Below are 26,867 nucleotides of genomic sequence, written 5' to 3' on the forward strand. Positions count from 1 at the left end.
TTGTAGGCAGGCGCGGCCCAATGCGCTGCGCCGTCCGTCCTCAACCCGGCACCAAGCGTTTGTACCGCCCCACCGACAGCATCATGCCCAGGCTGGCGCCCAGCGTGACCATGGCCGTGCCGCCGTAGCTCAGGAAGGGCAACGGCACGCCCACCACCGGCAGAATGCCGCTGACCATGCCCATGTTGACGAAGGCGTAGACGAACTGCACCAGGATCAGTGCCCCGGCCAGCAGCCGGCCAAACAGGGTGGACGCGGCGGCTGCAAGGAGCATGCCGCGCACGATGAAGTAGCCGTAGGCAGCCAACAGCAGCAGCACGCCCACAAAGCCAAATTCTTCGGCAAACGAGGCAAAGATGAAGTCGGTGCTGCGCTCGGGCACGAAATCCAGGTGCGTCTGCGTGCCCGCCATGAAGCCCTTGCCCCACAGACCGCCCGCGCCGATGGCAATCATCCCCTGCAGGGTGTGGAAGCCTTTGCCCAGCGGGTCGCGCGTCGGGTCCAGCAGCGTGCACACGCGCTGGCGCTGGTACTCGTGCAGCACCACCCAGTCCACGCCCGGCGCGCACCACTGCGGCTCCATCACGATCAACGTGACCACGCCGATGCCCCCCAGCACCAGCGGGGGCAGGATCAGTTTCCAGCTCAGCCCGGCCAAAAAAATCACGAACAGGCCTGACGCCAGCACCAGCAACGCCGTGCCCAAGTCGGGCTGCTTGAGGATGAGCCCGACGGGGACGACCAGCAACGCGGCGGCGGCCACGAAGTCGCGCGCGCCCAGGCGCCCCTCGCGGTGCTGAAACCACCACGCCAGCATCAGCGGCATGGCGATCTTCATCAGCTCGCTGGGCTGCACGGAAAACAGGCCCAGATCCAGCCACCGCTGGGCACCCTTGCGCGTCACGCCAAACAGCGCCACCGCCACCAACAGCGTCACGCCAGCGGCGTAGACGGGCACCGCCAGGGCTTGCAGCCGCTGCGGCGGGATCTGCGACACCACCAGCATGACGCCAGTGGCGATGAGCAGGTTGCGCGCATGGTCGGCGTAGCGGCCGGGAATGTCGTACGCCACCGAGTACATGACCACCTGCCCGATGAGCGCCAGCAGCGCCACCGCAAGCAAAAACTGCCCGTCGTAGCCGCGCACGAGCGGCGCGAGGCGACGCAGCAACGGAGGTTTTTCGATGACGACGGCCATGGCGCTTGGATTATCCTGCGCGCCATGGATGTCCACGCGTCGGTCACCACCCCCGTCACCCACGTGCTGTATGCGCACGGCTTTCGCTCCAGCCCGCGCTCGTTCAAGGCGCAGCGGCTGGCTGCGCACCTGGCCGCCCACCACCCACAGGTGCATTGGGCCTGCCCCCAGCTGCCGGCCAGCCCGGCCGAAGCCTTTGCCCTCCTCGAGGCCACGGCGGCGCATTGGCCCACCCCGACGATGGCCGTGGTCGGCTCGTCGCTGGGCGGTTTTTATGCAACGCGGCTGGCGGCGCTGCGGGGCTGCCGCGCGGTGTTGATCAACCCGGCCATCGACCCCGCGCGTGATCTGGCACGCCACATCGGCGAACACCCGGTCTGGCACGACCCGGCCGAGCGCATCTTCTTCCGCCCCGAATACGTGGACGAGCTGCGCGCGCTGGCCGTGGGTGCGCTGCCCCACCCCGAGCGGGCGCTGCTGATCGCCGCCACCGGCGATGAGGTGCTGGATTGGCGCGAGATGGTGGCGCGCTACCCCGGCAGCCACCACCACATCGTGCCTGGCAGCGACCATGCCCTGAGCGACTTCGATGCCCACCTGCCGGTGCTGCTGGCGCATCTGGGGCTGGCGTGCGGCGACCGCCACGCCGGCCGCCGACGCGTGAGCCGCCAACCCACCGTCCTGCGCCGGCGGCGCGACCTGCCCCGCGGCCTGCTGGACGACGCGCCCGACCTGCCCGACATCGACTGAATGCCCAAAGACCGCACGCTCTACCTCTGCCGCGCTTGCGGCGGCAGCACGCCGCGCTGGCACGGGCGCTGCCCGCATTGCGGCGCCTGGAACACGCTGGAAGAAACGCTGAGCGCCCCCGAACCCGCTGCCGGGGCACGCGGGCGTCTGAGCGCGCTGCACCAGGGGCTGGCGGCGCCAGGGTCGCTGGCGCGGCTGGCCGACATCGAAGCGGCCGACGTGGCGCGCACCCCCACCGGCCTGGCCGAGCTCGATCGTGTGCTGGGCGGCGGCGTGGTGCCGGGCGCCGTGGTGCTCATCGGCGGCGACCCGGGCATCGGCAAATCCACGCTGCTGCTGCAAGCGCTCGACGCGCTGCAACGCGCCGGGCTGCCCACGCTGTACGTCACCGGCGAGGAAAGCGGCGCCCAGGTGGCGCTGCGCGCGCGCCGGCTCGGCCTGGGCGACAGCCAGGTGCCGGTGCTGGCCGAAATCCGGCTCGAGGCCATCTTGGCCACGCTGCAGCAACAGCGCCCGGCGGTCGCCGTGATCGACTCGATCCAGACCGTCTACACCGATCAGCTCAGCTCCGCGCCCGGTTCGGTGGCGCAGGTGCGCGAGTGCGCCGCGCTGCTCACGCGCACGGCCAAGGACAGCGGCACCACGCTGGTGCTGGTGGGCCACGTCACCAAAGATGGGGCGCTGGCCGGCCCACGCGTGCTGGAGCACATGGTCGATACGGTGCTCTATTTCGAAGGGGACGCGCACAGCAGCTTTCGCCTCGTGCGGGCGATCAAAAACCGCTTCGGCGCGGTCAGCGAGCTGGGGGTCTTTGCCATGACCGAGCGCGGCCTCAAGGGCGTGGGCAACCCCAGCGCGCTCTTTTTGAGCCAGCACCGCGAGCCCGTGCCGGGCAGCTGCGTGCTGGCCACGCTGGAGGGCACGCGCCCGCTGCTGGTGGAGGTGCAGGCGCTGGTGGACGCGGGCGGTCCGGCGCCGCGGCGCCTGTCCGTGGGGCTGGAGCGCGACCGGCTGGCCATGCTGCTGGCCGTGCTGCACCGGCACGCGGGGATCGCCACCGGGGACCAGGATGTGTTCGTCAACGCGGTGGGGGGCGTGCGCATCGCCGAGCCGGCCGCGGACCTGGCGGTGCTACTGGCGGTGACCAGCAGCCTGCGCGGCAAGCCACTGCCGCGCGGCTTCGTTGCCTTTGGCGAGGTGGGACTGGCAGGCGAGGTGCGCCCCGCGCAGCGCGGGCAGGAGCGCCTCAAGGAAGCCGCCAAACTCGGCATGGCAGCGGCTGTGGTGCCCAAGGCCAACCTGCCGCGCAAGCCCGACGCAGCGTTCGTGCGCGCCACCGAGGGACTGCGGCTGCACGGGGTGGAGCGGATCGAAGAGGCGTTGGAGGTGGTGCGCGGGTTGGCATGACGGGTGGCCCGCGCGCCCCCGTGCGCCAAGCGGGCCCAGGTCAACATTGAGCCGACGTCAATCTGCCGAATTTTCAGGCCAGGGCTGACGCCTGCGGCGTGCACGCAAGTGCGGGGGCGATACACTATCGCTCCTTGACCTCCAGCCGGCGTGCAAGCCGGCGTGGGTTCCCTTACCCCACTGACCAAAAAGGATCGTCCATGGCCTCTCCTGTTGCGGCGCCCGCGGCGTCGCCCACCCACCCTCTGCCCCCCGAAGCGCTGCCACGCGCCATCGCCGTGCTGGCCTTGCTGCACGTGGCGGTGATCATCGCCAGCAATGTGCTGGTGCAATGGCCGTTCGAGCTCGCTGGCCTGCACACCACCTGGGGGGCGTTTACGTTTCCGCTGGTGTTCGTGCTGACCGACCTGACCGTGCGCCTGCTCGGACCCGTGGTGGCGCGGCGCGTGGTCGCGCGCGTCATGGTGCCGGCGCTGCTGGCATCGTATGGGGTGTCGGTGTTGTTCGTCGATGGCGCGTTTGCCGGTTGGGCGCAACTCGGGCAGTTCAACACCTTCGTGGCCCGCATCGCGCTGGCCAGCTTTGTGGCGTACGTGGTGGGGCAGCTGACCGACATCGCCGTCTTTGCACGCTTGCGTCGCCGGCCGCAATGGTGGCTGGCGCCAGCCGCCTCCACCGTGGTGGGCAGTCTGATCGACACGTTCGTCTTCTTTGCGGCGGCGTTTTGGCGCAGCCCCGACGCGTTCATGGCGGCGCACTGGGTGGAAATCGCGGCACTGGACTACGCGACCAAGTTGGTGTTTAGCCTGGCAGCGCTGCTGCCCCTGTACGGCGCGGCGTTGCGCGCGCTGCTGCGGCGGCTGCCCAGCGCGCCGTTGGCCCGGGTGGCCTGAGCGGCCTGCCCTCTGCGGCGCTCGCGGCGGCCGGTCGAATCGGTACACTCGGGGCTCGATGTCCCACGAACCGGTGTGGCGCCGTGTGCGGCGCCCGCCCGTATGAAAGCGCCCACGTTGTTTGCCTTGTTTGAAGAGGCCGGCAAGCTGCAAGCCGGCCGTGTGTTGTCGTCGGCCGAAGCCTCGCACCAGATCGAGCTGGAGTCGGGCAAGCGGCTCAAGGTCAAGGCCGCCCATGTGTTGCTGACCTTCGACCAACCGGCGCCGGCGGTGCTGCTGCCGCAAGCAGCGGCGCTGGCGGCGGAGATCGACCTCGACCTGGCGTGGGAATTTGCCCCCGAAGACGAGTTTGGCTTCGACGCGCTGGCGCAGGAGTACTTTGGCGCGGGCGCGACGCTGGTGCAGCAACTGGCCATGCTGCTGCGGCTGCACGACGCGCCGCACTACTTCCGCCGCGCTGGCAAGGGACGCTACCGCAAGGCGTCCGCCGAGGTGCTGCAGCAGGCGCTGGCCGCCATCGCGCGCAAGCAGGCCGTGCAAGCGCAGATCGACGCCTGGGCCGCGGAGCTGGTGGCCGGCCGCTGCCCCGAACCGGTGCGCGCGCAGCTCTACCGCATCCTGTTCAAGCCCGACAAAAACGCCCCCGAATACAAAGCGGTGGTGCACGCCGCGCGCGAAACGCACCTGTCCCCACTGGCGCTGCTGCAACGCGCCGGTGCCATCACCAGCGCCTACCAGTTTCACTGGCAGCGCTTTTTGCACGAATACTTTCCGCGCGGCACGGGCTTCCCTGCGCTGGCAGCGCCGGCCATTGGCGAGGAGTTGCCGCTGGCAGCCGGGGTCGCGGCGTTTTCGATCGACGACTCGAGCACGACGGAAATCGACGACGCGCTCAGCGTCCAGGGACTGGGCAGCGGCAGCGTCACGCTGGGCATCCACATCGCCGCGCCGGGCCTGGCCATCACGCCCGACAGCGCGCTCGACCGCGTGGCGCGCGAGCGGCTGTCTACGGTCTACATGCCCGGGCACAAAATCACCATGCTGCCCGATGCGGTGGTGCAGGGCTATACGCTCCAAGCCGGCGGGGCGCGGCCGGCGGTGTCGCTCTACCTGCGCGTGGACGAAGCAACGCTGGAGATCCGCGACGCGCAAACCCGCATCGAGCGCGTGCCGATTGCGCACAACCTGCGCCACGACCAGATCGACGCCGCCATCACCGCAGCTTGGCTGGAGGACCCGACCGCGCCAGCCACGGCCGAGCTGCCGGACGAGGTGGCGGCGCTGCGGCCGCAGCTGGCCTTTTTGTGGCGCTTGGCGCAGGCCTGCAAAGCGCGGCGCGAAGCGGTGCGCGGCCGGCCCGAAACCTTCACGCGCCCGGACTACACCTTTCGGCTCGAGGGCGTGGGCGCCGACGGCCCCACCGGGGAGGAGACGGTCGTCATCGGCACGCGCGCGCGCGGCGCGCCGCTGGACCTGATCGTTGCCGAGGCGATGATCCTGGCCAACAGCCACTGGGGGCGCTGGCTGGCCGACCTGGGTGTGCCCGGCATCTACCGCAGCCAGGCGTCTCTGGCCCCGGGCATCAAAGTGCGCATGGGCACCAAAGCGCTGCCGCACGCCGGCATCGGCGTGCCGTGCTACGCCTGGAGCACCTCGCCCCTGCGCCGCTACACCGATTTGGTCAACCAGTGGCAAATCATCGCCTGCGCGCGCCACGGCGCCACGGCGGCGCTGGCGGCGCCGTTCAAGCCCAAAGACGCGGCCCTGCTGGCGATCATCAGCGCGTTCGACGCCGCCTACACCGCCTACGGCCAGTTTCAGCACGCCATGGAGCGCTACTGGACGCTGCGCTACCTGCGCCAGCAGGGTATCACCGAGCTGGAGGCCGCCTACCTCAAGGACAACCTGGTGCGCGCCGAGACGCTGCCGCTGGTGCTGGCGGCACTGGGCACCGAGGGCCTGCAGCGCGGCGAGCGCGTGCGCGTGCGCCTGGGCACGATCGACGAGCTGACCCTGGAGGTAACCGGCACGGTGCTCGAACGCCTGGGCGGAGTCGAGGCCGTCGCCGACACCGAGGACACCCTCGAAGGCGAGGCCGACGACCCGCTGGCCGCGCCGCTGACCGTGGCGGTGGCGGTGGACGAAGCGGAGCCCGACGCCGGCACCGCGGCCCCCACGCCCACCCCGTAGCGCTGCGCCCGCGCGAGCCGCCCATGGTCGCCAGCCGCGTTCTCGCCCCCCTGCCCGCGCGTTGGCGCGCGGACCCGCTGCCCTGGGCGCTGGCGCTGTCGGTGGCGGTGCACGCCGCGGTGCTGACCATCCGCTTCGTGCCCGCGCTGCAGCCGCAACGTGTGCTGCAGGACACGCCGCTGGAGGTGATCCTGGTCAACGCGCGCGGCGAACGCGCCCCCGAGCGGCCGCAGGCCATCGCGCAGGCCAACCTGGCCGGGGGTGGTGACGCCGAGCGCGGGCGCGCCACCTCGCCACTGCCGCCCGCCATGGTGATGCGCCCCGGCGACACCCTGGACGAGGAGGAGCAGCGCATCGAGGCCATGAAAGAGCGGCAAAACCGCCTGCTGGCCCAGCTGCGCCAGGAGATCGCGCGCCTGAGCGCGCCGCAGCCAACCGAGGCCGACCAGCAGGCCCAGTCGCGCGAGGAACGCCGCCAGGCCCTGATCAAGACGCTGGCCGAAATCGAAAAGCGCATCAACGAAGAAAACGCCCGCCCGCGCAAGCGCTACATCAGCCCCGCCACGCGGGAGGCGGTCTACGCGCTGTACTACGATGAGCTGCGCCGACGCATCGAAGACCGCGGCACGGCGCAATTCCCCGAGCAGGGCGGGCGCAAGCTGTATGGCGAGCTGACCATGGCCATCACCGTCAACCACGACGGGCGCGTGCTCGCCACCGAGGTGGTGCAGGGCTCCGGCAACGCCTACCTGGACAGCCGCGCCGAAGCCATCGTGCGCAGCCTGCAGTTTGCGCGCTTCAACGAGGCCATGCGCCAGCGCGCCGACCAGATCGTGGTGGTGTCGCGCTTTCGCTTCACGCGCGAGGCCGGGCTGCAAACCCAACTGGGCGCAACGCCGCCCGAGCGTTGAGGCACGCCATGCCCAGCCGAGCGCGCCGCCCCGCCACCACGCCACCTGCCGCCGCCCGCCCCAGCCGCGGGTGGCGGGGCGTGCTGGCATGGATCGGCTGGACGCTGGCGGCGGCCCTGGCGCTGCAGTTGTTCTTCGTGCTGCGCATCGCCCTCATGGCGGCGGTGGACCCGCACAGCTCCGCGTTCCAGCGCTCCGAGGCCTGGCGGCTGCTGACCGCGGGCACGGGGCTTGGGCAGTGGCGCCAGCGCTGGGTGCCGTACGAGGCGATATCGCCGCACCTGCGCCGCGCCGTCATCGCGGCGGAGGATGCCGGCTTCGTGGACCACTTTGGGGTGGACTGGGACGCCGTGCGCGCCGCACGCGCGCGCAACGAACGCCAGCAGGCGCAGCGCCGCGGCGGCGATGGCCACGTGCGGCCGGCGCGCCTGGTGGGCGGCTCCACCATCACCCAGCAGCTGGCCAAAAACCTGCTGCTCTCGGGCGAGCGCACGCTCTGGCGCAAGGGGCAGGAGCTGCTGCTGACCTGGGCGCTGGAGGCGCTGCTCGACAAACGCCGCATCCTGGAGCTCTATCTCAACACCGTCGAGTGGGGGGAAGGCGTGTTTGGCGCCGAGGCGGCGGCCCAGCGCTACTTTGGCAAACCCGCCGCGCGCCTGAACGCCGCCGAAGCCGCGCGGTTGGCGGTGCTGCTGCCGGCGCCCAAACGGTACGCGCGGGCCCTGCAATCGGCCTACCTGAGCGGGCGTGCACACACCATCCTGGCGCGCATGGGGGCGGTGCGGGTGCCGTGAGGCGCCACGGCCGCGGCGCGCGCATAAGATCGGGCCCATGCGCATCCTTGGCATCGACCCTGGCCTGACGGCCACCGGCTTTGGCGTGGTGGACGTGGACGGCCCGCGGCTGCGCTACGTGGCCAGCGGCACCATCCGCACCAGCCCAGACGACGGCGCGCTGCTGCCGCAGCGCCTGCGCACGCTGTTCGATGGCATCGGCGAGGTGGTGCGGCGCTACCAGCCCACGGTGGCGGCGCTCGAAATCGTCTTCGTCAACGTCAACCCGCAAGCCACGCTGATCCTGGGCCAGGCACGCGGTTGTTGTCTGACGGCGCTGGTGGCCAACGACCTGCCGGTGGCCGAGTACACCGCGCTGCAGCTCAAAAAAGCCGTGGTGGGCTACGGCAAGGCGCACAAAAGCCAGGTGCAGGAGATGGTGCGCCGGCTGCTGGACCTGCCCGGCCTGCCGGGCAAGGACGCCGCCGACGCGCTGGGCCTGTGCATCACCCACGCGCAGGTGGCGCGCACCACCCAGGCCATCAGCCGGGTGGCGCCGCTGCGTGCGCGCACCCACGCCGCCTACAAGGACGGGCGCAGCTACTAGATGCGGCTGAGCATGAGCACAGCAAAAAAGCCCAGCGCCGCCACCACCGTCCACTTGAGCACCGCCATGCCCCAGCGCAGGTAGTGCCTGCGCCCGGTGCCCAAGTAGAACGCGAAGCACAGGGCGCTGGCGCCCAGCAGCGCAAACATCGCAAAGCGAAACAGGAACATCGCGCCCTCCCACCGGGTGGTTCAGCGCGCCAGCGCCAGCTGCGCAAATCCGTGCGGGGCGCGTGCGTCGTCTTCGAAGGTGACGATTTCCGCCGCATCGGGCTGGGCCAGCAGCGCGCGCAGCAGTTGGTTGTTGAGGGCGTGGCCGCTGCGGTAAGCGCTGTAGGCGGCCAGCAGCGGCCGTCCGACCAGGTAGAGGTCGCCCATGGCGTCCAAAATCTTGTGCTTGGCAAACTCGTCGTCGTAGCGCAGACCGTCGGCGTTGAGCACTTTGACGTCGTCGAGCACGATGGCGTTGTCCAGCCCGCCACCCAGCGCCAGACCCTGCGCGCGCATGTGCTCGACGTCGCGGGTAAAGCCAAACGTGCGTGCACGCGCGATTTCGCGCGCGTACTGGCCACTGCCCAGGTCGAACTCCACACACTGGCCGGTGGCGCTGACCGCGGGGTGGTCGAACTCGATTTGAAAGCGCAGCTTGAAGCCGTGGTAGGGCTCCAGCCGCGCCCACTTGAGCGTGCGGCCCTCGCCCTCGCGCACCTCGACCGGGCGCTTGACGCGCAGAAAACGGCGCGGCGCGCGCTGCAGCTCGATGCCGGCGCTGAGCAGCAAATACACGAACGACGCCGCCGAGCCATCGAGGATGGGCACCTCCTCGGCGGTGATGTCGATGATCAGGTTGTCGATGCCCAGCCCCGCGCAGGCGCTCATGAGGTGCTCGACGGTGTGCACGCGCACACCGTCGCGCGACAGTGTGGACGCCAGCCGTGTGTCGGACACGGCCGTGGCACTGACGGGAATGTCGACCGGCTCGGCCAGGTCGACGCGGCGAAAGACGATGCCCGTATCGGGCGCCGCCGGGCGCAGCGTGAGCTCGACCCGCTCACCGCTGTGCAGGCCAACGCCCACGGCGCGGGTGAGGGTCTTGAGGGTCCGTTGCGCAATCATGTCGGCAATTGTAGGTGCGGGGGCGCTGGCGCGCTGGCGGAGCGCGGCAAAGCCCGCACGGGGTCGGCAGTGCCAGCGGCCCGCGTCGGCAAAACGGGCCGCTGGCGGCGTTCCAGGCGGGTGGGCGTCAGTCGGCTTGCTTGCGCAGGAAGGCCGGAATCTCGAAGTCGTCCATGCCGCTGGAGGCCAGCGCCTCGACGCGCGACGCGGCGCTGCGGCCCGTCACCCACACGCGCGGCACGTTGGGGTGCAAACCGGCGTTGCCCAGCCCGGCCGCGCCCGCTGCCGGGGCCGCAGCGCCAGCGCCCGCCGCCGGCTCACGCAGCGTGGGGATGAAGGGCATGTTGTCGGTGCCGGTGCGCAGCCCCTGGTTCGGCTGGGACTGCACCACCGTCAGCGGCTGGCGCTGGCCGTTGCGGTTGAGGCCCGTAGCCACCACGGTCACACGCAGCGCATCGCCCAGCGACTCGTCGTAGGCGGTGCCGTAGATGACGTGCGCGTCCGGCGCGGCGAAGGCGCGGATGGTGTTCATCGCCAGCTTGGACTCGGACAGCTTGAGCGAGCCCTTGGCCGCGCTGATGAGCACCAGCACGCCCTTGGCGCCGCGCATGTCCACGCCCTCCAGCAGCGGGCAGGCCACCGCTTGCTCGGCGGCGATGCGGGCGCGGTCCGGCCCGCTGGCCACTGCGGTGCCCATCATGGCCTTGCCCGGCTCACCCATGACGGTGCGCACGTCTTCGAAGTCGACGTTGACCAGCGCTTCGACGTTGATGATCTCGGCAATGCCGCCCACCGCGTTTTTGAGCACGTCGTTGGCGGCGGCAAAGGCCTCGTCCTGGGTCACGTCCTCGCCCAGTTCCTCGTGCAGTTTGTCGTTGAGCACGACGATGAGCGAATCGACGTTTTGCTCGAGCTCGGCCAGCCCTTCTTCGGCGTTGGCCATGCGCCGGCCGCCTTCCCAGTCGAACGGCTTGGTCACCACGCCCACGGTCAGGATGCCCATCTCCTTGGCCATCTTGGCGATCACCGGCGCCGCGCCCGTGCCGGTGCCGCCGCCCATGCCGGCGGTGATGAACAGCATGTGCGCGCCGTCGATGGCCGCGCGGATGTCGTCCTCGGCCATCAACGCCGCCTCGCGGCCTTTGTCGGGCTTGCTGCCCGCCCCCAGGCCGGTGCGGCCGAGCTGGATGAGGCGGTGCGCCGACGAGCGCGCCAGCGCCTGCGCGTCGGTGTTGGCGCAGATGAACTCCACGCCCTGCACGTGCGACTGGATCATGTGCTCGACGGCGTTGCTGCCGCCGCCGCCCACGCCGATCACCTTGATCTGCGTGCCCCGGTTGAACTCTTCGACCTCGATCATTTCGATGCTCATGGAACGCTCCTTGCCTGGTTGTTAAAAGTTGCCGACAAACCACTCTTTGACGCGCGTCAGCAGGCCCCCGACCGAACCCGCCTTTTGCGCCACCTTCTGCCCGCGCAGGCGCGCCAGGCGCGCCTCCTCGAGCAAACCCATCACCGTGGCCGCGCGCGGCTGCGCGACCATGTCACCCAGGGCGCCGGCGTACTTGGGCACGCCGCGCCGCACGGGCTTGAGAAAAATGTCCTCGCCGAGCTCGACCATGCCCGGCATGACGGCGCTGCCGCCGGTCAGCACGATGCCGCTGGAGAGCAGCTCCTCGCAGCCGGACTCGCGGATCACCTGCTGCACCAGCGCGAAGATCTCCTCCACGCGCGGCTCGATGACGCCGGCGAGCGCCTGGCGGCTGAGCAGCCGCGGCCCGCGGTCGCCCAGCCCGGGCACCTCGACCTGCTGATCGGGGTCGGCCAGCAGTTGCTTGGCGCAGCCGCTGTCGACCTTGATGTCCTCCGCATCCTTGGTGGGGGTGCGCAGCGCCATGGCGATGTCGTTGGTGATCAGATCGCCCGCGATCGGAATCGCCGCCGTGTGGCGAATCGCCCCGCCGGCAAAAATCGCCACATCGGTCGTGCCCGCGCCGATGTCCACCAGCGCCACACCCAGCTCTTTTTCGTCCTCGGTCAACACCGCCTGCGCCGCCGCCAGCGGGTTGAGCATGAGCTGGTCCACCTCCAGCCCGCAGCGGCGCACGCACTTGAGGATGTTTTCCGCCGCGCTTTGCGCCCCGGTGACGATGTGCACCTTGGCCTCGAGACGGATGCCGCTCATGCCGATCGGCTCTTTGACCTCCTGGCCGTCGATGATGAACTCCTGCGGCTCCACCAGCAGCAGGCGCTGGTCGGTGGAGATGTTGATCGCCTTGGCGGTTTCGATGACGCGCGCCACGTCGGCCGGGCTGACCTCGCGGTCCTTGATCGCCACCATGCCCTGCGAATTCAGCCCGCGGATGTGGCTGCCCGTGATGCCGGTGTAGACGCGCGCGATGCGGCAGTCGGCCATCAGCTCGGCCTCCTTGAGCGCCTGCTGGATGCTGGCGACGGTGGCGTCGATGTTGACGACGACGCCGCGCTTGAGGCCGCTGCTGGGCGCCACGCCCAGGCCGGCGAGCTTGAGGTCGCCGCCTGGCAGGACCTCGGCCACCACCACCATGATCTTGGCGGTGCCGATGTCGAGTCCAACCACGATGTCCTTGTATTCCTTGGCCATGATGCGTTCAGCGGGAAGGGGTGGGGGGTGTCGACGCCGCCGGGCGCGCCGCCGCGCGCCGCTCCGGTGGCAGGTCGGGTTGGGTCATGACGCCGCGCAGCTGCAGCGCGTAGCCGTTGGGGTAGCGCAGGTCAGCGTGCACGATGTCGCGCGGGCCGTAGCGCGCGCGCAGCGCGGCCTGGGTGGTGACGAAGCGCTGCAACCGCTCGATGGCTTCGGCGTCGCCGCGGCCGAGCTCGATCGGCGCCCCGCTGTCCAGCGTCAGGCGCCAGCTGCCGCGCCGGGTAAGCTCCAGCCGGCCGATGTCGCGCCCCAGGCGCTCGACCAGCGGCTGCAGGCGGCGGTACATCGACACCACGGTCTCGGCCTCCTCGATCGGGCCGGACAGCGTGCTCCACTGGTCGGCGGCCGGATCGTCCGCATCGGCCTCGAACACCTCGCCGCGCGTGCTGACCAGGCGGTCGCCGCCCGGCTCGCCCCACCAGGCCAGCGCTTCGTGCTCGCGCAGGGTCACGCGCAACCGGTTGGGGAACTGGCGCTCGACCACCGCCTCGCGCACCCAGGGCAGCGCCTCGAAGCGCTCACGCGCGGCGGCCAGATCCAGCGTCAAAAACGTGCCACGCAGGTGGGGCACGACCAGCGCACGCACGGTCACGGCGTTTTGGTGCGCCACGTCGCCGCGCAGCTCGATGCGCTGCAACGTCCACAGTGGGTGACGCGCCACCCACGCCCCCAGCGCGACCACCGCCGCCAACGCCCCCAGCGCCAGCAGCACGCTGGCCACGGCGTTCATCAGCCGCACATCGGCCGGCACGGTCAAGACGGGGGCAGCGGCGCGGGTGGCCACGTCAGGTCCTCCCCCCTGCGTGCGCGGGCACCGGCAACGGGTTGTCCAGCGCCGCCTCGGCGAGCAGGCGCAGGCACAGGGCGTCGTAGTCCAAGCCCGCCACACGGGCCGACATCGGCACCAGCGAATGTCCGGTCATGCCCGGCGCGGTGTTGATCTCGAGCAGATAGGGCCGGCGTGTTGCGCGGTCGATCATCACGTCGGCGCGCGCCCAGCCGCGGCAGCCCAGCGTGCGGTACGCCGCCAGCACCAGGGCCTGAATCGCCGCCTCCTCGCCGGCGGGAAGGTCGCAGGGGACGATGTAGCGCGTCTCGTCGCTGAAGTATTTGTTCTGGTAGTCGTAGTTGCCATCGGGCGCGACGATGCGGATCACCGGCAGCGCCTGCGCCGCGGGCCCCGTGCCCAGCACCGGGCAGGTCACCTCGTCGCCGGCGATGAACTGCTCGCACAGCACCTCCGGGTCGTGGCGCGCCGCCAACCGGTAGGCGTCGGTGCACTGCTCGCGCCGCACCACCTTGGTCAGGCCGATGGTGGAGCCCTCGCGCGACGGTTTGACGATCATCGGCGCCCCCAGCGCGTCGAAGGCGGCCTCGGTGTCGGCCACGCTGGCGACTTGGCGCCAGTCGGGCGTGGGCAACCCCTCGGCGCGCCAGATACGCTTGGTCATCACCTTGTCCATGGCCACACTGGAGGCCAGCACGCCCGAGCCGGTGTAGGGGATGCCCATGAGCTCCAGCGCCCCTTGCACCGTGCCGTCCTCGCCAAAGCGGCCGTGCAGCGCAATGAACACCCGCTCGAAGCGCGCGTGCGCCAGCTCCCACAACGGGCGCTCGGCCGGGTCGAACGCGTGGGCATCGACGCCGGCGCGGCGCAAGGCCGCCAGCACCCCGGCGCCGGACATCAGCGACACCTCGCGCTCGGCCGAGTGGCCGCCCATCAACACCGCCACCTTGCCCAGCGTCCGCGGGTCCACGGTGGCAGGGGCGACGGTCTGGACCCCGGTCATGCCACGCCCTCCCCCACGGTGGTGGCCGCCGCTGCGGCCAGCGCCACCACCTGCCCCGCCACCGCGCCGATGGAGCCCGCCCCCATGCACAGCACCACGTCGCCGTCGCGCGCCACTTGCACGATGGCCGCGGGCAGCTCGGCCACATCGGGCACGAACACCGGCTCCACCCGCCCCGCCACGCGCAGTGCGCGCGCCAGGCTGCGCCCGTCGGCGGCGACGATCGGGGCTTCGCCGGCGGCATAGACCTCGGTCAGCACGACCGCGTCGGCCTGCCCCAGCACCTGCACAAAGTCCTCGAAGCAGTCGCGCGTGCGGGTGTAGCGGTGCGGCTGGAACGCCACCACCAGGCGCCGTCCCGGGAAGGCACCGCGCGCCGCGGCCATGGTGGCGGCCAGCTCGGCCGGGTGGTGGCCATAGTCGTCGATGACGGTGGCGTGGCCGCCGGAGGGCAGCGCCACCTCGCCATAGCGCTGAAAGCGCCGCCCCACCCCTTTGAAGTCCGCCAGCGCCTGCAGCACCGCGCCATCGGGCACCCCCAGCTCCACCGCCACGGCGATGGCGGCCAGCGCATTGCGCACGTTGTGCTCACCGGGCAGGTTGAGCACCACGTCGAGATCGGGCAAGGCCACGCCGTTGCGGCGCTGCACGCGAAAGTGCATTTGCGCCCCCACCGGGCGCACGTCCACCGCGCGCACCTGCGCATCCTCGCCCAAGCCGTACGGGGTGATGGGGCGTTGGATGGCCGGCAGCAACGCGCGCACGTGCGGATCATCGATGCACAGCACGGCCGCCCCGTAAAACGGCATGCGGTGCAAAAAGTCCACGAAGGCCTGCTGCAGGCGCGCAAAGTCGTGGCCGTAGGTGTCCATGTGGTCGGCGTCGATGTTGGTCACCACCGCCATGACCGGCAGCAGGTTGAGAAACGACGCGTCCGACTCATCGGCCTCGACCACGATGTACTCGCCCTGGCCCAGCCGCGCATGCGCCCCCGCGCTGTTGAGGCGCCCGCCGATGACGAAGGTCGGGTCCAGGCCGGCGGCGGCCAGCACGCTGGCCACCAGGCTGGTGGTGGTGGTCTTGCCGTGCGTGCCGGCGATCGCGATGCCTTTTTTCATGCGCATCAGCTCGGCCAGCATGACCGCGCGCGGCACCACGGGCAGATGACGCGCGCGAGCCGCCTGCACCTCGGGGTTGTCGGCCTGCACCGCGGTGGAGACGACCACGCAGTCCGCCCCCTCGATGTGCGCCGCGTCGTGGCCCAGGTGCACCCGGGCACCGAGCTGGCGCAGGCGGCGGGTGGTGGCGCTGTCGGCCAGATCGGAGCCGGAGATGGTGTAGCCCAGCGTGAGCAGCACCTCGGCGATGCCGCTCATGCCAGCGCCACCGATGCCCACGAAGTGAATGTGTCGAATCGCGTGTTTCATCGCTTGTCTTTCTGCGCGGCCAGCGCCACGCAGGCGCGCACCATGGCGTCGACGGCGTCGGTCTTGCGCTGCGCGTAGGCACGCTCGGCGCGCTGGCGCAGCGCCTCGCGCGTGAGGCCGCGCAGCCAATCGGCCAGCCACTCGGGGGTCAGCTCGGCCTGCGCGCGCAGCCAGGCCGCCCCGGCATCGACCAAAAAGCGGGCGTTGGTGGTCTGGTGGTCGTCCACCGCGTGCGGAAACGGCACGAACAGCGCCGCGGCGCCCACCGCGGCGATTTCGGTCACGGTGCTGGCGCCGGCGCGGGCGATGATCACGTCCGCCTCGGCAAAGGCCTGTGCCGTGTCGTCGATGAACGCCACACAGTCGGCGGCCACGCCGGCGCGCGCATAGGCGTCGCGCAGCGCCTGCAGGTGGCGCTCGCCGCTTTGGTGCCGCACCTGGGGCCGCTGCGCGGGCGGCAGCAGCGCCAAGGCCTGCGGCACCGTCTCGTTGAGCGCCTGCGCGCCCAGGCTGCCCCCGACCACCAACAGGCGCAGCGGCCCGTAGCGCCCGGCCAGGCGCTGCGACGGCGGCAGCTGCTGCAAAAACGGCGCGCGCAGCGGGTTGCCGATCCACTCGCCCTTGGGCAAGGCGTGCGGGAAGGCGCAAAACACCCGGTCGGCCACCTGCGCCAGCACCCGGTTGGCCAGGCCCGCCACCGAATTTTGTTCGTGCAGCACGAGCGGGCGGCCCGCCAGCACGCCCATCATGCCGCCGGGAAAGGTGATGTAGCCCCCCAGGCCCACCACCACGTCAGGGCGCACACGGCGCACCACGCGCCAAGCCTGCCAGAACGCGCGCAGCAGGCGCAGTGGCAACAGCACCAGCGTGGCCCAGCCCTTGCCGCGCACACCGCCAAAATCCACCGCCTCGAACGCAAAGCCGCGCGGCGGCACCAGACGCGCCTCCATGCCGCCGGGTGCGCCCAGCCAGTGCACGCGCCAGCCCTCGGCGCGCAGCGCCTCGGCCACCGCCAGGCCCGGGAAGATGTGCCCGCCCGTGCCACCGGCCATCACGAGTGCGCAGGGCTGTGTCATGCGCGACCTCCGTGCATCAGCGCTTTGTTTTCCCAGTCCACGCGCAGCACCAGCGCGATCGCCACCAGGTTCATCAAAATGGCCGATCCGCCGTAGCTCATGAACGGCAGCGTCAAGCCCTTGGTCGGCAGCGCCCCCAGGTTGACGCCGATGTTGATGAAGGCCTGAAAGCCGATCCACAGCCCCACGCCCTGCGCCGCCAGGCCGGCAAACACCTGGTCCAGCGCCACCGCCTGGCGGCCGATTTGCATGATGCGCCGCGTCAACCACATGAACAGCGCGATCAGCGTCAGCACGCCCGCAAAGCCAAACTCCTCGCCGATGACGGCAAGCAAAAAGTCGGTGTGCGCCTCGGGCAACCAGTGCAGCTTTTCGACGCTGGCGCCCAGCCCCACGCCCCACCACTCGCCGCGCCCGAGCGCGATCAGCGCATGGGTGAGCTGATAGCCCTTGCCCAGCGCGTGCTGCTCGCTCCACGGGTCGAGGTAGGCGAAGATGCGCTCGCGCCGCCACTCGTTGGTCAGCACCACCATCGCAAAGGCCGCCGCCACCACCAGCGCGATCAAAAAGAACATGCGCGCGTTGACCCCGCCCAGGAACAAAATGCCCATGGCGATGACGGCAATCACCATGAAGGCGCCCATGTCGGGCTCGGCCAGCAGCAGCACGCCCACCAGCCCGACCGCCAGCGCCATCGGCCAGACGGCGCGGAAAAACTTTTCCTTGACCTCCATGCGCCGCACCATGTAGCCCGCGGCATAGAGCAGCACGGCCAACTTGGCCAGTTCCGAGGGCTGGAAATTCATGATCCCCAGCGGAATCCAGCGCCGCGCCCCGTTGACCCCTTTGCCGATGAAGGGCACCAGCACGACCACCAGCAGCGCGATGGCGAGCAAAAACAGCGGGGTGGACCATGCCTGCCAGCGCTCCATGGGAACTTGAAAGGCGATCACCCCGGCAACGGCACCGATGACCAGCGCCAGCGCGTGCCGCAGCACGAAGTGGTAGGGGCTGTAGCTGGCAAAGCGCGGGTTGTCGGGCAGCGCGATCGAGGCCGAATACACCATCACCAGGCCCCACGCGAGCAGTGCGACCACCACCCACAGCAGTGGCTGGTCGATGCCGTTGGCCCGCACCGCCGGCGCACGCGGTCGCGCCCAGTCGCGCGGCATCAGGCGCACGGGCAGCTCGGCACCGGCGCCCTCGGCCAGCGCCGCGCGCTGCCCGGGCCACCACGAGCCAAGCGCGGCCAGCCGCTGGCGCCAGCGGGGGGTGCGCGGAGCTTGGGCGCTCATGCGGGGGTGCCCTCCTCGTGCTGCAGCGCGCGCACGGTGTCCACGAACACCTGCGCGCGGTGCGCATAGTCGCGAAACATGTCCAGGCTCGCGCACGCGGGCGAGAGCACGACGGCGTCCCCAGGCTGGGCCTGGCGCGCACACCAGCGCACCGCCGTGGGGAGGTCGGCAAAACGCTCGCACGGCACGCCGGTGCCGGCCAGCGCCGCCGCGATCGCGTCCGCATCGCGGCCGATGAGCGCCACCGCGCGCGCGTGCCGCGCCACCGGCCCGGCCAGCGGACCGAAGTCCTGCCCCTTGCCGTCGCCGCCCAGGATGACCACCAGCCGGCGCTGGGCGCCCAACCCCTCGATCGCGGCCAGCGTCGCGCCCACGTTGGTGCCCTTGCTGTCGTCGATGTACTCGACATCCGCGACGATGGCCACCGATTCCACCCGGTGCGGCTCGCCCCGGTAGTCCCGCAGCGCGTGCAGCAGGGGGGCCAGCGGGGCACCGGCGGCGGTGGCCAGCGCCAGTGCCGCCAGCGCGTTGGTGGCGTTGTGGCGGCCCTGGATGCGCAGCGCCTCGGCCGGCATCAGGCGTTGCAGGTGCAGCTCGGCCTCTGCGGCGCGCGCGCGGCGCCCGCCCGCGTCGTCGTCCGGCAGCGCGCGCACCAGCCAGGTGATGCCGTTGAGCGTCTCCAGTCCCCATTCGCCCGGCCGCGTCGGCAGCCCAGCGCCAAAGCTGGTCCAGGGCCGCACCGGCGCCACCCGGCTGCGCGCGCCGCGCCCCGACGGCTCGGTCGGCTCGGGCGGCCGCCAGGCGGCCACGGTGGGATCGTCGCGGTTGAGCACCATCAGCCCCTGGGTGCCAAAGATGCGCGCCTTGGCCGCCGCGTACGCGGCCATCGTCCCGTGCCAGTCGAGGTGGTCCTGGGTGACGTTGAGCACGGTGGCCGCGGTCGGCTCGAACCCTTCCACCCCGTCGAGCTGGAAGCTCGAGAGCTCCAGCACCCAGGCGCGCGGCAGGGCGTCGGCCGCCAGCCGTTCGGCCAGCGTGTCGAGCAGCGTCGGGCCGATATTGCCCGCCACCGCCACGTCCCAACCGGCAGCGCGCAGCACATGGCCGGTCAGGGCGGTGGTGGTGGTCTTGCCATTGGTCCCGGTGATGGCCAACACCGCCGGCTGGTAGCCACGCGTCTCGGCCAGCGCCCGCAGCGCGGCGGCAAACAAGCCCAACTCGCCCAGCACCGGCACGCCCACGGCCGCAGCCGCCTGCGCCACCCCCGCCCACTGCGCCGGCGCGATGCCGGGGCTGCGCGCCACCAGCGCCCACGGACCGCGCGCGAACAGCGCAGCATCCAACGCCACCCCGGCCCACAGCGTGCTGCCGGGCGCCGCCGCCTGCAGCGCGGCGGCCTGCGGCGGCGCAGCGCGCGTGTCGGCGACGGTGACGCGCGCCCCGGCCGCGTGCAACCAGCGCGCCATCGCCAAGCCCGAGGCGCCCAGGCCCAGCACCAGCGCCTCGCGCCCGCGCAGGGTCGGCAAGCAGTCGTGGGTCCAGCGCTCGGTGCTCATCGCAGTTTGAGGGTGGACAGGCCAATCAGGCACAACAGCATGGTGATGATCCAAAAGCGCACGACGACCTGCGTCTCGCGCCAACCGGATTTTTCGAAGTGGTGGTGCAGCGGCGCCATCTTGAGCAGCCGCCGCCCCTCGCCGTAGCGGCGTTTGGTGTATTTGAACCAGGTCACCTGCGCCATCACGGACAGCGCCTCGGCGACGAAGATGCCGCCCATGATCGCCAACACGATTTCCTGCCGCACGATGACGGCGATGGTGCCCAGCGCCCCACCGAGCGCCAGCGCGCCGACGTCGCCCATGAACACCTGCGCCGGGTAGGCGTTGAACCACAGGAACGCCAGCCCCGCGCCCGCCATGGCCGCGCAAAAAATCAGCAGCTCGCCGGTGCCCGGGATGTAGGGCAGCAGCAAATAGCGCGCAAACACCGCGTTGCCCGTGACATACGCAAAGATGCCCAGCGCCGACCCCACCATGACCACCGGCATGATGGCCAGCCCATCGAGGCCATCGGTCAGGTTGACCGCGTTGCTCGCGCCCACGATGACGAGGTAGGTCAGCAGCACGAAGCCGGCCACGCCCAGCGGGTAGCTGATCTCCTTGAAAAACGGCACCATCAAGCCCGCTTGCTGCGGCAAATCGATCGTGAAGCCCGAGGCGATCCACGCGGTAAACAGCGCCCACACGCGTGCGTTGGAGCCCTCGGAAATCGCAAACACCAGGTAAAACGCCGCGGCCAGCCCGATGAGGGACTGCCAGGCGTACTTCTCGCGCGAGCGCATGCCCTCGGGGTCCTTGCGCACCACCTTGCGCCAGTCGTCCACCCAGCCGATCGCCCCCATGGCCCACGTGACCGCCAGCACCACCCAGACGAAGCGGTTGGCCCACTCGAACCACAACAGCGTGGCCACCGTGATCGCAAACAAGATCAGCACCCCGCCCATGGTCGGTGTGCCGCTTTTGCTCAGGTGCGTCTGCACACCGTAGGCGCGCACCGGCTGGCCGATCTTGAGCGCGGTGAGCCGCTGGATGAACCACGGCCCCGCCGCGATGCCCACCAGCAGCGCGGTCATGGCCGCCATCACGGCGCGAAAGGTCAGGTATTGGAAGACGCGCAGAAACCCCAGCTCGGGCCAGACGCCCTGCAGCCACTGCGCCAGACTAGGCAGCATGCGTGGGTCCCTCCTCGTGTGTTGTGGCGCCGGCCAGGGCCTCGCAGGCGGCGACGACCCGCTCCATGCGCATGAAGCGCGAACCCTTGACCAGCAGACTGCCGCCGCCCGCACGCAGCGCGCCCGGCAGCGCCGCCAGCAACGCGTCCACGGTGTCGAAATGCCGCACCCGCGCCGCCGGCGCCGCCAGCGCGGCCGCGGCGCGCCCCATCCAATCGCCCGCCAGCCAGAGGCGGTCGATGCCGCGCGCCAGTGCGTGCCGCAGCACCTCGTCGTGAAACGCCAGCGCCTGCGCGCCGACCTCGCCCATATCGCCCAGCACCAGCCAGCGCGGCGCGGGCAGCTCGGCCAGCATGTCGATGGCGGCGCGCACCGAGTCGGGGTTGGCGTTGTAGCTGTCGTCCACCACGGTCCACAGCGCCCCGTCGAGCCGCAGTGCCTGGGTGCGGCAGCGCCCGGGCACCGGCTCGAACGCGGTCAAGCCGGCGGCGATCGCGTCGCGAGGCACGCCCGCGGCCAGGGCGCAGGCGGTGGCGGCAAGCGCGTTGCGCACGTGGTGGCGCCCGGCGATGCGCAGCCGGGTCTCGAAGGGACCGTGCGGCGTGGTCACGCGCAGCGCCCAGGCACCGGCGTCCCATGCGGCCGTGCCCTGCACGTCGGCCCCGGCGCCGCCAAAGGTCAGCGTGGCGCGCGCGCCCGCCAGATCACGCCACAGCGGGGTAAACGCGTCGTCCGCCGGGAACACGGCCACGCCGTGCGCGGGCAGTGCGCTCAGCACGGCGCCGTTTTCGCGCGCCACCGCCTCGACGCTGGCCATGAACTCCTGGTGCTCGCGCTGGGCGTTGTTGACCAGGGCCACCGTGGGCTGCGCGATCGCCGCCAGTTGCGCGATCTCGCCCGGGTGGTTCATGCCGAGTTCGACCACGGCCAGGCGGTGCGTCGGGCGCAGGCGCAGCACCGTCAGCGGCACGCCGATGTCGTTGTTGAGGTTGCCTTGGGTGGCCAGCGCGGCGGCACCCGCGGCGGCGCGCAGGATGGCCGCCGTCATCTGCGTCACGGTGGTTTTGCCGTTGCTGCCGGTGACCGCGATGAGCGTGCCCGGCCAGCGCGCGCGCCAGGCCGCGGCCAGCGCGCCCAAGGCGGCGCGGCTGTCGGGCACTTCCACACCGCACAGGCCGGCCGCCGCCAGATCGCGCTCGGCCACGGCCCCCACCGCCCCCTGCGCCGCGGCCTGGGGCAAAAAGGCGTGGGCGTCAAAACGCTCGCCGCGCAGCGCAACGAACAGGTCGCCCGGCTGCAGGGTGCGCGTGTCGGTGTGCACGCGCCGTGGCGCCAGCGTGTGCGGGTCGCCCACGGTGCGCGCGTGCGGCAGTGCCGCCAGCAGCGCGCCCAACCCGTGCATCGGGGTGTCATCCGGCAGCGCGGACACGGTGTTCATGCGGTCTCCCCGCTGCGCCGGCGCAGGGCCGCGCGCGCCTGTTCGAGATCGGAAAACGGCCGGCGCACGCCCGCGATCTCCTGATAGTCTTCGTGGCCCTTGCCGGCCAACAGCACGATGTCGCACGCCTGCGCGGCGGCAATGGCGCGCGCGATGGCCTGCGCGCGGTCCGGCTCCACCCACGCGGCGGCCGGGTCGCGCAAACCGGCTTGCATCTGCGCCAGGATGTGCCGCGGGTCCTCGCTGCGCGGGTTGTCGCTGGTCAGCACCACGCGGTCGGCCCCCTGCTCGGCAGCGGCGGCCATGAGCGGGCGCTTGCCGGGGTCGCGGTCGCCGCCGCAACCCAGCACGCACCACAGCCGCCCGCCGCGCCGCGCGGCCAGCGGACGCAGGGCTTGCAGCGCTTGTGCGACGGCATCCGGGGTATGGGCATAGTCCACCAGCACCAACGGCAAGCCGTCGGCCGGGCCATCGGCCGCCGTCCAGGCCGCCTGCATGCGGCCAGGCACGGGCGTCAACCCTTGGCACGCGTGCGCCACCGCCGACCACGACAGGCCGCGGCTGCGCAGCACGGCCATCACCGCCAGCAGATTGGCCAGGTTGTAGTCGCCCACGACCGGCAGCTCGAAGGTCGTGTGGACCGCCCCTTCGGCCACCGTGAAGCGTGCCCCATGCGGCAGCCACTCGCGCGCCTGCAGGCGCAGGCGGGCGTGCGGTGGCGCCGGGGTGGTGGCATAGGTCCAGAGGTCGAGGCCACCGTCGGCCGGACGCGCGGCCAGCGCCGCCGCCAATGCCTGCCCGTGGGGCCCATCGACGCCAACCACTGCGGTGCGCAGGCCGGGCCAGTCGAACAGGCGGCGCTTGGCGGCCCAGTAGGCCTCCATGGTGCCGTGGTAGTCCAGGTGGTCCTGCGTCAGGTTGGTGAAGATCGCGGTGTGGACCCGCGCACCGTCCAGGCGGCCCTCTTCGATGCCGATCGAGGACGCCTCCAGCACCACGGCGCGCGCGCCCTCGTCGGCCAAGCGGCGCAGCGCACGCTGCAGCGTGATGGGATCGGGCGTGGTCAGGCCGGTGGACACGAGCGCCGCCCCGGGGCGGCCGATGCCAAGCGTGCCGATCAGGCCCGCGGGCACCCCTGCGGCCTGCAGCCCCTGGGCGGTCCACCAGGCGGTCGAGGTCTTGCCGTTGGTGCCGGTCACGGCGATCAGATCCAGCGCTTGGCTGGGCGCGCCCCAGAACGCGCTGGCCAGCGGCCCCGCCGCGGCCCGCAAGCCCGGGTAGGCCATCACGCGCACCGGCTCCATGGCGGCGTCGGCCCAGGTCGATGCCGGGTGCGCCGCCAACCAAGCCTCGAGACCTTCGGCCTCGACCACGGCGGCCACCGCCCCGGCCCCCAACGCCGCCCCCACGAAGCGGCGCGCATCCACTGCCGCGCCCGGCCAGGCCACGAAGGCGTCGCCCGTGCGCACCTGGCGGCTGTCGGCACACAAACCGGTGGCGCCGCGCGCCCGCAGCCACACCAGCAGGTCTTCCAGCCGATCGACGCTGGGCACCCTCATACCGGCTCCTCCGGGATCGCGTCGGCGACGATTTGCGGCTGCACCCGCATGTCCGGCTGCACCCCCAGCAGGCGCAGCGTCTGCTGCGCCACGTCGGAAAACACCGGCGCGGCCACCGCGCCGCCGTAGATCACGCCGTTGCTGGGCTCGTCCACCATCACCGCGATGACCACGCGCGGCTGGTCCACCGGCGCCAGCCCAACGAAAAAACTGCGGTACTTGGCGGCGTAACCGCGGCCCTCCTGCTTGCGCGCGGTGCCGGTCTTGCCGCCGACCGAGTAGCCCACGGTTTGCGCCAGCTGCGCGGTGCCGCCCGGTCCGGCCGCCAGTTGCAGCATGTGCCGCACGGCGCGCGCGTGGCGCTCGCTGAACACCCGCACACCAGCGGCGGGTTGGTCGACGCGCAGCAGCGTCACCGGGATGCGCTCGCCGTCGCGCGCAAAGACGGTATAGGCCTGCGCCAGCTGCAGCAGCGACACCGACAGACCGTAGCCGTAGCTCATGGTCGCCTGCTCGATCGGGCGCCAGGTTTTGTAGGCCCGCAGCCGCCCGCTGGTGGCGCCGGGGAAGGGCACATCCGGCTTGTGGCCAAAGCCCGCGCGCGTGTAGGTCTCCCACATGTCGCGCGGCTGCATCTGCATGGCCATCTTGACGGTGCCGACGTTGCTCGACTTCTGGATCACCTCGTTGACGGTCAGCACGCCATAGGGGTGCACGTCCGAGATGGTGAAGCCCCCCATCTGCAGGCGCCCGGGGGCGGTCTGGATCGGTGTCTCGGGCGTCACCAGGCCCTTGTCCAGCGCCAGCGCGGCGATGAAGGGCTTCATGGTCGAACCCGGCTCGAAGCTGTCGGTCAGCGCGCGGTTGCGCAGCTGCTCGCCGGTCAGGCTGCGGCGATCGTTGGGGTCGTAGCTGGGGTAGTTGGCCAGCGCCAACACTTCGCCGGTGTGCGCATCCAGCACCACCGCGCTGCCACCGCGCGCGCGGTGCTGCTGCACCGCCTCTTTCAGGCGCTGGTAGGCAAAAAATTGGATTTTGCCGTCGATGGACAGCTGCAAGTCCTGGCCATCGACCGGCGGCACGATGTCGCGCACGTCCTCGACGATGCGGCCCAAGCGGTCTTTGATGACGCGGCGCGAGCCCGGCCGGCCGCTGAGTGCGCGCTCGAACGCGAGCTCGACACCCTCCTGTCCGCGGTCCTCGACATTGGTAAAGCCCACCACGTGGGCCACCGCCTCGCCCTGGGGGTACTGGCGTTTGTATTCCTTGCGCAGGTACAGGCCCTTGATGCCCAGCGCCTGCACCTGGCGCGCCACCGGCTCGTCCACCTGGCGCTTGATCCACACGAAGTTGCGCTCGCCCACGTCCAGGCGGCGCTGCAGCTCGGCCAGCGGCAGGCCCAGCAGCCGGGCGGCCTCGCGCAGCCGGGGGTCGTGGCGGTCCACGTCCTCGGGGTCGGCCCAAACGCTTTGCGCCACCACGCTGGTGGCCAGGATCATGCCGTTGCGGTCCAGGATGCGGCCGCGGCTGGCGGGCAGCTCGAGGGTGCGCGCGTAGCGCACCTCGCCCTGGCGCTGGAAGAAATCGTTGCCGATCACCTGCACGTAGGCCGCACGCGCGGCCAGACCGACAAAGGCCAGCGCCAGCATGGCGACGATGAAGCGGCTGCGCCACACCGGGGTGGCGCTGGTCAGCAGCGGACTGCTGCCGTAGGGGATGCTGCGCACCGGCACCGGGGGCGCTGCGGGCTTGCGGCTCATGGCCGGCCTCCCGCGCCGACGTCGGTCGGCGACAGCGCCACGTACTCGGTGATGGCCGGGTGCGCGGCGCGCATCTGCAGCTGGCGTTGCGCGATGTGCTGCACGCGCCAAGGCGCAGCCAGGGCGCGCTGCTCGGCCACCAGCCGCTCGTGCTCGGCGGCCAGCCGGGTGGCCTGGGCGCGCGCGCGCTCGTTGGCGACGTACAGGCGCCGCGACTCGTAGCGCACGGTGACCAGGGCAAAGGCGCTTGCCAACAACGCCAGCAGCAACACCAGGTTGAGCCGCGTCATGCCGACCTCCGGTGCGTGGCCGCGGGCGCCAGTGCCGCTGTGCGGGGGGCGGCGGTGCGCGTGGCGGCGCGCATGACGGCGCTGCGCGCGCGCGGGTTGGCCGCCACCTCGTCCGCGCTGGGCATGGTGCGCGACAGCTGCGCCAGCAGCGCCGGCGGAGGCTCGACCATGGGCGCGCGGCGGTCGGCGACCGGGCGCGCGTACCCCACCATGAACCGCTTGACCATGCGGTCTTCGAGCGAGTGAAAGCTGATCACCACCAGCCGGCCGCCCGGACGCAACACGTCCAGCGCGGCGTTCAGCGCTTGTTGCAGCTCCTCAAGCTCGGCGTTGATGTAAATCCGAATAGCCTGAAATGTGCGCGTTGCAGGGTCCTTGCCCGGCTCGCGGGTTTTGACCGCGCCAGCCACGATTTCGGCCAGCTCGGCGGTGGTTCGAACAGGCCCCCGTTCCTGTCGGCGACGATCAATCGCCTTTGCAATCGATGCAGCAAACCGCTCTTCGCCGTAGTCACGAATCACCTCCGTCATTTCGGCCACCGTGGCCGTGGCGAGCCAGTCGGCCGCGCTCGGGCCGCGCGTGGGGTCCATGCGCATGTCGAGCGGGCCATCGTGGCGAAAGGAAAAGCCGCGCGCCGGATCGTCCAGCTGCGGCGAGCTGACCCCCAGGTCCAGCAGCAGCCCGTCGGCGCTGGCGGGCGGCAGCGCGGCCAGCGCCGCAAAGCCCTCGTGGCGCACCGTCACGCGCGCATCCTGTGCGGCCAGCGCGCGCGCCACCGCAACGGCCTCGGGGTCCTTGTCGAAGACGGTGAGCCGCCCACGCGGCGACAGGCGCGCCAGGATCGCGCGGCTGTGGCCGCCGCGCCCAAACGTGGCATCGATGTAGTGACCGTCCGGTTGGATCTGAAGGGCTTCGACCGCTTCGTTCAACAGGACGGTGCGATGGCTGTGGGTCCGTTGCACCGTCCGGTC

General features: G+C 71.4%; 24 protein-coding genes. 7 read left to right on the forward strand and 17 right to left on the reverse strand.

Annotation, left to right across the window (positions count from 1 at the left end; all coding sequences use genetic code 11):
• Positions 1-40: 40 nt before the first annotated feature.
• Complete coding sequence (gene rodA / locus Tther_RS01070; protein WP_143899988.1) at positions 41-1,198, reverse strand: rod shape-determining protein RodA; 1,158 nt, start codon at positions 1,196-1,198, stop codon at positions 41-43.
• A 24-nt stretch (positions 1,199-1,222) separates the two neighbouring features.
• On the opposite strand from rodA, the gene Tther_RS01075 reads away from it, so the two are divergent.
• From Tther_RS01075 to ruvC, 7 genes are all read left to right on the forward strand, one after another.
• Positions 1,223-1,948 (forward strand): YqiA/YcfP family alpha/beta fold hydrolase, encoded by a 726-nt coding sequence (locus tag Tther_RS01075; RefSeq protein WP_143899991.1) that lies wholly within the window; start codon positions 1,223-1,225, stop codon positions 1,946-1,948.
• Positions 1,949-3,355, forward strand: a complete 1,407-nt coding sequence (radA, locus tag Tther_RS01080) for a DNA repair protein RadA (RefSeq protein WP_143899993.1) — start codon at positions 1,949-1,951, stop codon at positions 3,353-3,355.
• Between the two features lie 200 nt (positions 3,356-3,555).
• Positions 3,556-4,248, forward strand: coding sequence for a 7-cyano-7-deazaguanine/7-aminomethyl-7-deazaguanine transporter (locus Tther_RS01085; RefSeq protein WP_143899995.1), 693 nt, complete (start codon positions 3,556-3,558; stop codon positions 4,246-4,248).
• A gap of 117 nt (positions 4,249-4,365) precedes the next feature.
• Complete coding sequence (locus Tther_RS01090; protein ID WP_143900119.1) at positions 4,366-6,438, forward strand: ribonuclease catalytic domain-containing protein; 2,073 nt, start codon at positions 4,366-4,368, stop codon at positions 6,436-6,438.
• Between the two features lie 23 nt (positions 6,439-6,461).
• Positions 6,462-7,349 carry an energy transducer TonB gene (locus Tther_RS01095; RefSeq protein WP_143899997.1) on the forward strand — a complete coding sequence of 296 codons (888 nt, stop codon included), beginning with the start codon at positions 6,462-6,464 and terminating at the stop codon, positions 7,347-7,349.
• An 8-nt stretch (positions 7,350-7,357) separates the two neighbouring features.
• Positions 7,358-8,143, forward strand: coding sequence for a monofunctional biosynthetic peptidoglycan transglycosylase (gene mtgA, locus Tther_RS01100; protein ID WP_143899999.1), 786 nt, complete (start codon positions 7,358-7,360; stop codon positions 8,141-8,143).
• Positions 8,144-8,180: 37 nt separating this feature from the next.
• The gene (gene ruvC, locus Tther_RS01105; protein WP_143900007.1) at positions 8,181-8,729 is read left to right on the forward strand and encodes a crossover junction endodeoxyribonuclease RuvC; all 549 of its coding nucleotides are present in this window, start codon (positions 8,181-8,183) and stop codon (positions 8,727-8,729) included.
• On the opposite strand, the gene Tther_RS13235 is transcribed toward ruvC, so the two are convergent.
• The 16 genes from Tther_RS13235 to rsmH form a co-directional block, all read right to left on the reverse strand.
• Positions 8,726-8,899 carry a hypothetical protein gene (locus Tther_RS13235; RefSeq protein WP_185974963.1) on the reverse strand — a complete coding sequence of 58 codons (174 nt, stop codon included), beginning with the start codon at positions 8,897-8,899 and terminating at the stop codon, positions 8,726-8,728. The genes ruvC and Tther_RS13235 overlap by 4 nt on opposite strands.
• A 21-nt stretch (positions 8,900-8,920) precedes the next feature.
• Positions 8,921-9,844, reverse strand: a complete 924-nt coding sequence (gene lpxC / locus Tther_RS01110; protein ID WP_143900009.1) for a UDP-3-O-acyl-N-acetylglucosamine deacetylase — start codon at positions 9,842-9,844, stop codon at positions 8,921-8,923.
• A gap of 127 nt (positions 9,845-9,971) precedes the next feature.
• Entirely contained in the window at positions 9,972-11,216 is a 1,245-nt protein-coding gene (gene ftsZ, locus Tther_RS01115; protein ID WP_143900012.1) for a cell division protein FtsZ, read from the reverse strand.
• A gap of 21 nt (positions 11,217-11,237) precedes the next feature.
• The gene (gene ftsA / locus Tther_RS01120) at positions 11,238-12,467 is read right to left on the reverse strand and encodes a cell division protein FtsA (RefSeq protein WP_143900014.1); all 1,230 of its coding nucleotides are present in this window, start codon (positions 12,465-12,467) and stop codon (positions 11,238-11,240) included.
• A 7-nt stretch (positions 12,468-12,474) separates the two neighbouring features.
• Entirely contained in the window at positions 12,475-13,314 is an 840-nt protein-coding gene (locus Tther_RS01125) for a cell division protein FtsQ/DivIB (RefSeq protein WP_246098850.1), read from the reverse strand.
• Position 13,315: 1 nt separating this feature from the next.
• Positions 13,316-14,320 (reverse strand): D-alanine--D-alanine ligase, encoded by a 1,005-nt coding sequence (locus Tther_RS01130; RefSeq protein ID WP_143900016.1) that lies wholly within the window; start codon positions 14,318-14,320, stop codon positions 13,316-13,318.
• Positions 14,317-15,747 carry a UDP-N-acetylmuramate--L-alanine ligase gene (gene murC, locus Tther_RS01135; RefSeq protein WP_143900018.1) on the reverse strand — a complete coding sequence of 477 codons (1,431 nt, stop codon included), beginning with the start codon at positions 15,745-15,747 and terminating at the stop codon, positions 14,317-14,319. Before murC ends, Tther_RS01130 begins: the two co-directional genes overlap by 4 nt.
• Positions 15,744-16,823, reverse strand: a complete 1,080-nt coding sequence (gene murG / locus Tther_RS01140; protein ID WP_143900020.1) for an undecaprenyldiphospho-muramoylpentapeptide beta-N-acetylglucosaminyltransferase — start codon at positions 16,821-16,823, stop codon at positions 15,744-15,746. Before murG ends, murC begins: the two co-directional genes overlap by 4 nt.
• Positions 16,820-18,118, reverse strand: coding sequence for a putative lipid II flippase FtsW (gene ftsW, locus Tther_RS01145; protein WP_143900023.1), 1,299 nt, complete (start codon positions 18,116-18,118; stop codon positions 16,820-16,822). The genes murG and ftsW overlap by 4 nt, the downstream gene beginning before the upstream one ends.
• Entirely contained in the window at positions 18,115-19,674 is a 1,560-nt protein-coding gene (locus tag Tther_RS01150; protein WP_143900025.1) for a Mur ligase family protein, read from the reverse strand. The genes ftsW and Tther_RS01150 overlap by 4 nt, the downstream gene beginning before the upstream one ends.
• On the reverse strand, positions 19,671-20,849 hold the full coding sequence (mraY, locus tag Tther_RS01155; RefSeq protein ID WP_143900027.1) for a phospho-N-acetylmuramoyl-pentapeptide-transferase: 1,179 nt from the start codon (positions 20,847-20,849) through the stop codon (positions 19,671-19,673). The genes Tther_RS01150 and mraY overlap by 4 nt, the downstream gene beginning before the upstream one ends.
• On the reverse strand, positions 20,839-22,287 hold the full coding sequence (locus tag Tther_RS01160; RefSeq protein WP_425472786.1) for a UDP-N-acetylmuramoyl-tripeptide--D-alanyl-D-alanine ligase: 1,449 nt from the start codon (positions 22,285-22,287) through the stop codon (positions 20,839-20,841). The genes mraY and Tther_RS01160 overlap by 11 nt, the downstream gene beginning before the upstream one ends.
• Positions 22,284-23,846 (reverse strand): UDP-N-acetylmuramoyl-L-alanyl-D-glutamate--2,6-diaminopimelate ligase, encoded by a 1,563-nt coding sequence (locus Tther_RS01165; RefSeq protein ID WP_143900030.1) that lies wholly within the window; start codon positions 23,844-23,846, stop codon positions 22,284-22,286. Before Tther_RS01165 ends, Tther_RS01160 begins: the two co-directional genes overlap by 4 nt.
• Positions 23,843-25,606, reverse strand: coding sequence for a peptidoglycan D,D-transpeptidase FtsI family protein (locus Tther_RS01170; protein ID WP_143900032.1), 1,764 nt, complete (start codon positions 25,604-25,606; stop codon positions 23,843-23,845). The genes Tther_RS01165 and Tther_RS01170 overlap by 4 nt, the downstream gene beginning before the upstream one ends.
• Positions 25,603-25,896, reverse strand: a complete 294-nt coding sequence (gene ftsL / locus Tther_RS01175) for a cell division protein FtsL (RefSeq protein ID WP_143900034.1) — start codon at positions 25,894-25,896, stop codon at positions 25,603-25,605. The genes Tther_RS01170 and ftsL overlap by 4 nt, the downstream gene beginning before the upstream one ends.
• The gene (rsmH, locus tag Tther_RS01180; RefSeq protein ID WP_143900036.1) at positions 25,893-26,858 is read right to left on the reverse strand and encodes a 16S rRNA (cytosine(1402)-N(4))-methyltransferase RsmH; all 966 of its coding nucleotides are present in this window, start codon (positions 26,856-26,858) and stop codon (positions 25,893-25,895) included. The genes ftsL and rsmH overlap by 4 nt, the downstream gene beginning before the upstream one ends.
• Between the last annotated feature and the right edge of the window lie 9 nt (positions 26,859-26,867).

Source organism: Tepidimonas thermarum, assembly GCF_007556705.1.
In the GTDB taxonomy this organism is placed as follows: domain Bacteria; phylum Pseudomonadota; class Gammaproteobacteria; order Burkholderiales; family Burkholderiaceae_C; genus Tepidimonas; species Tepidimonas thermarum.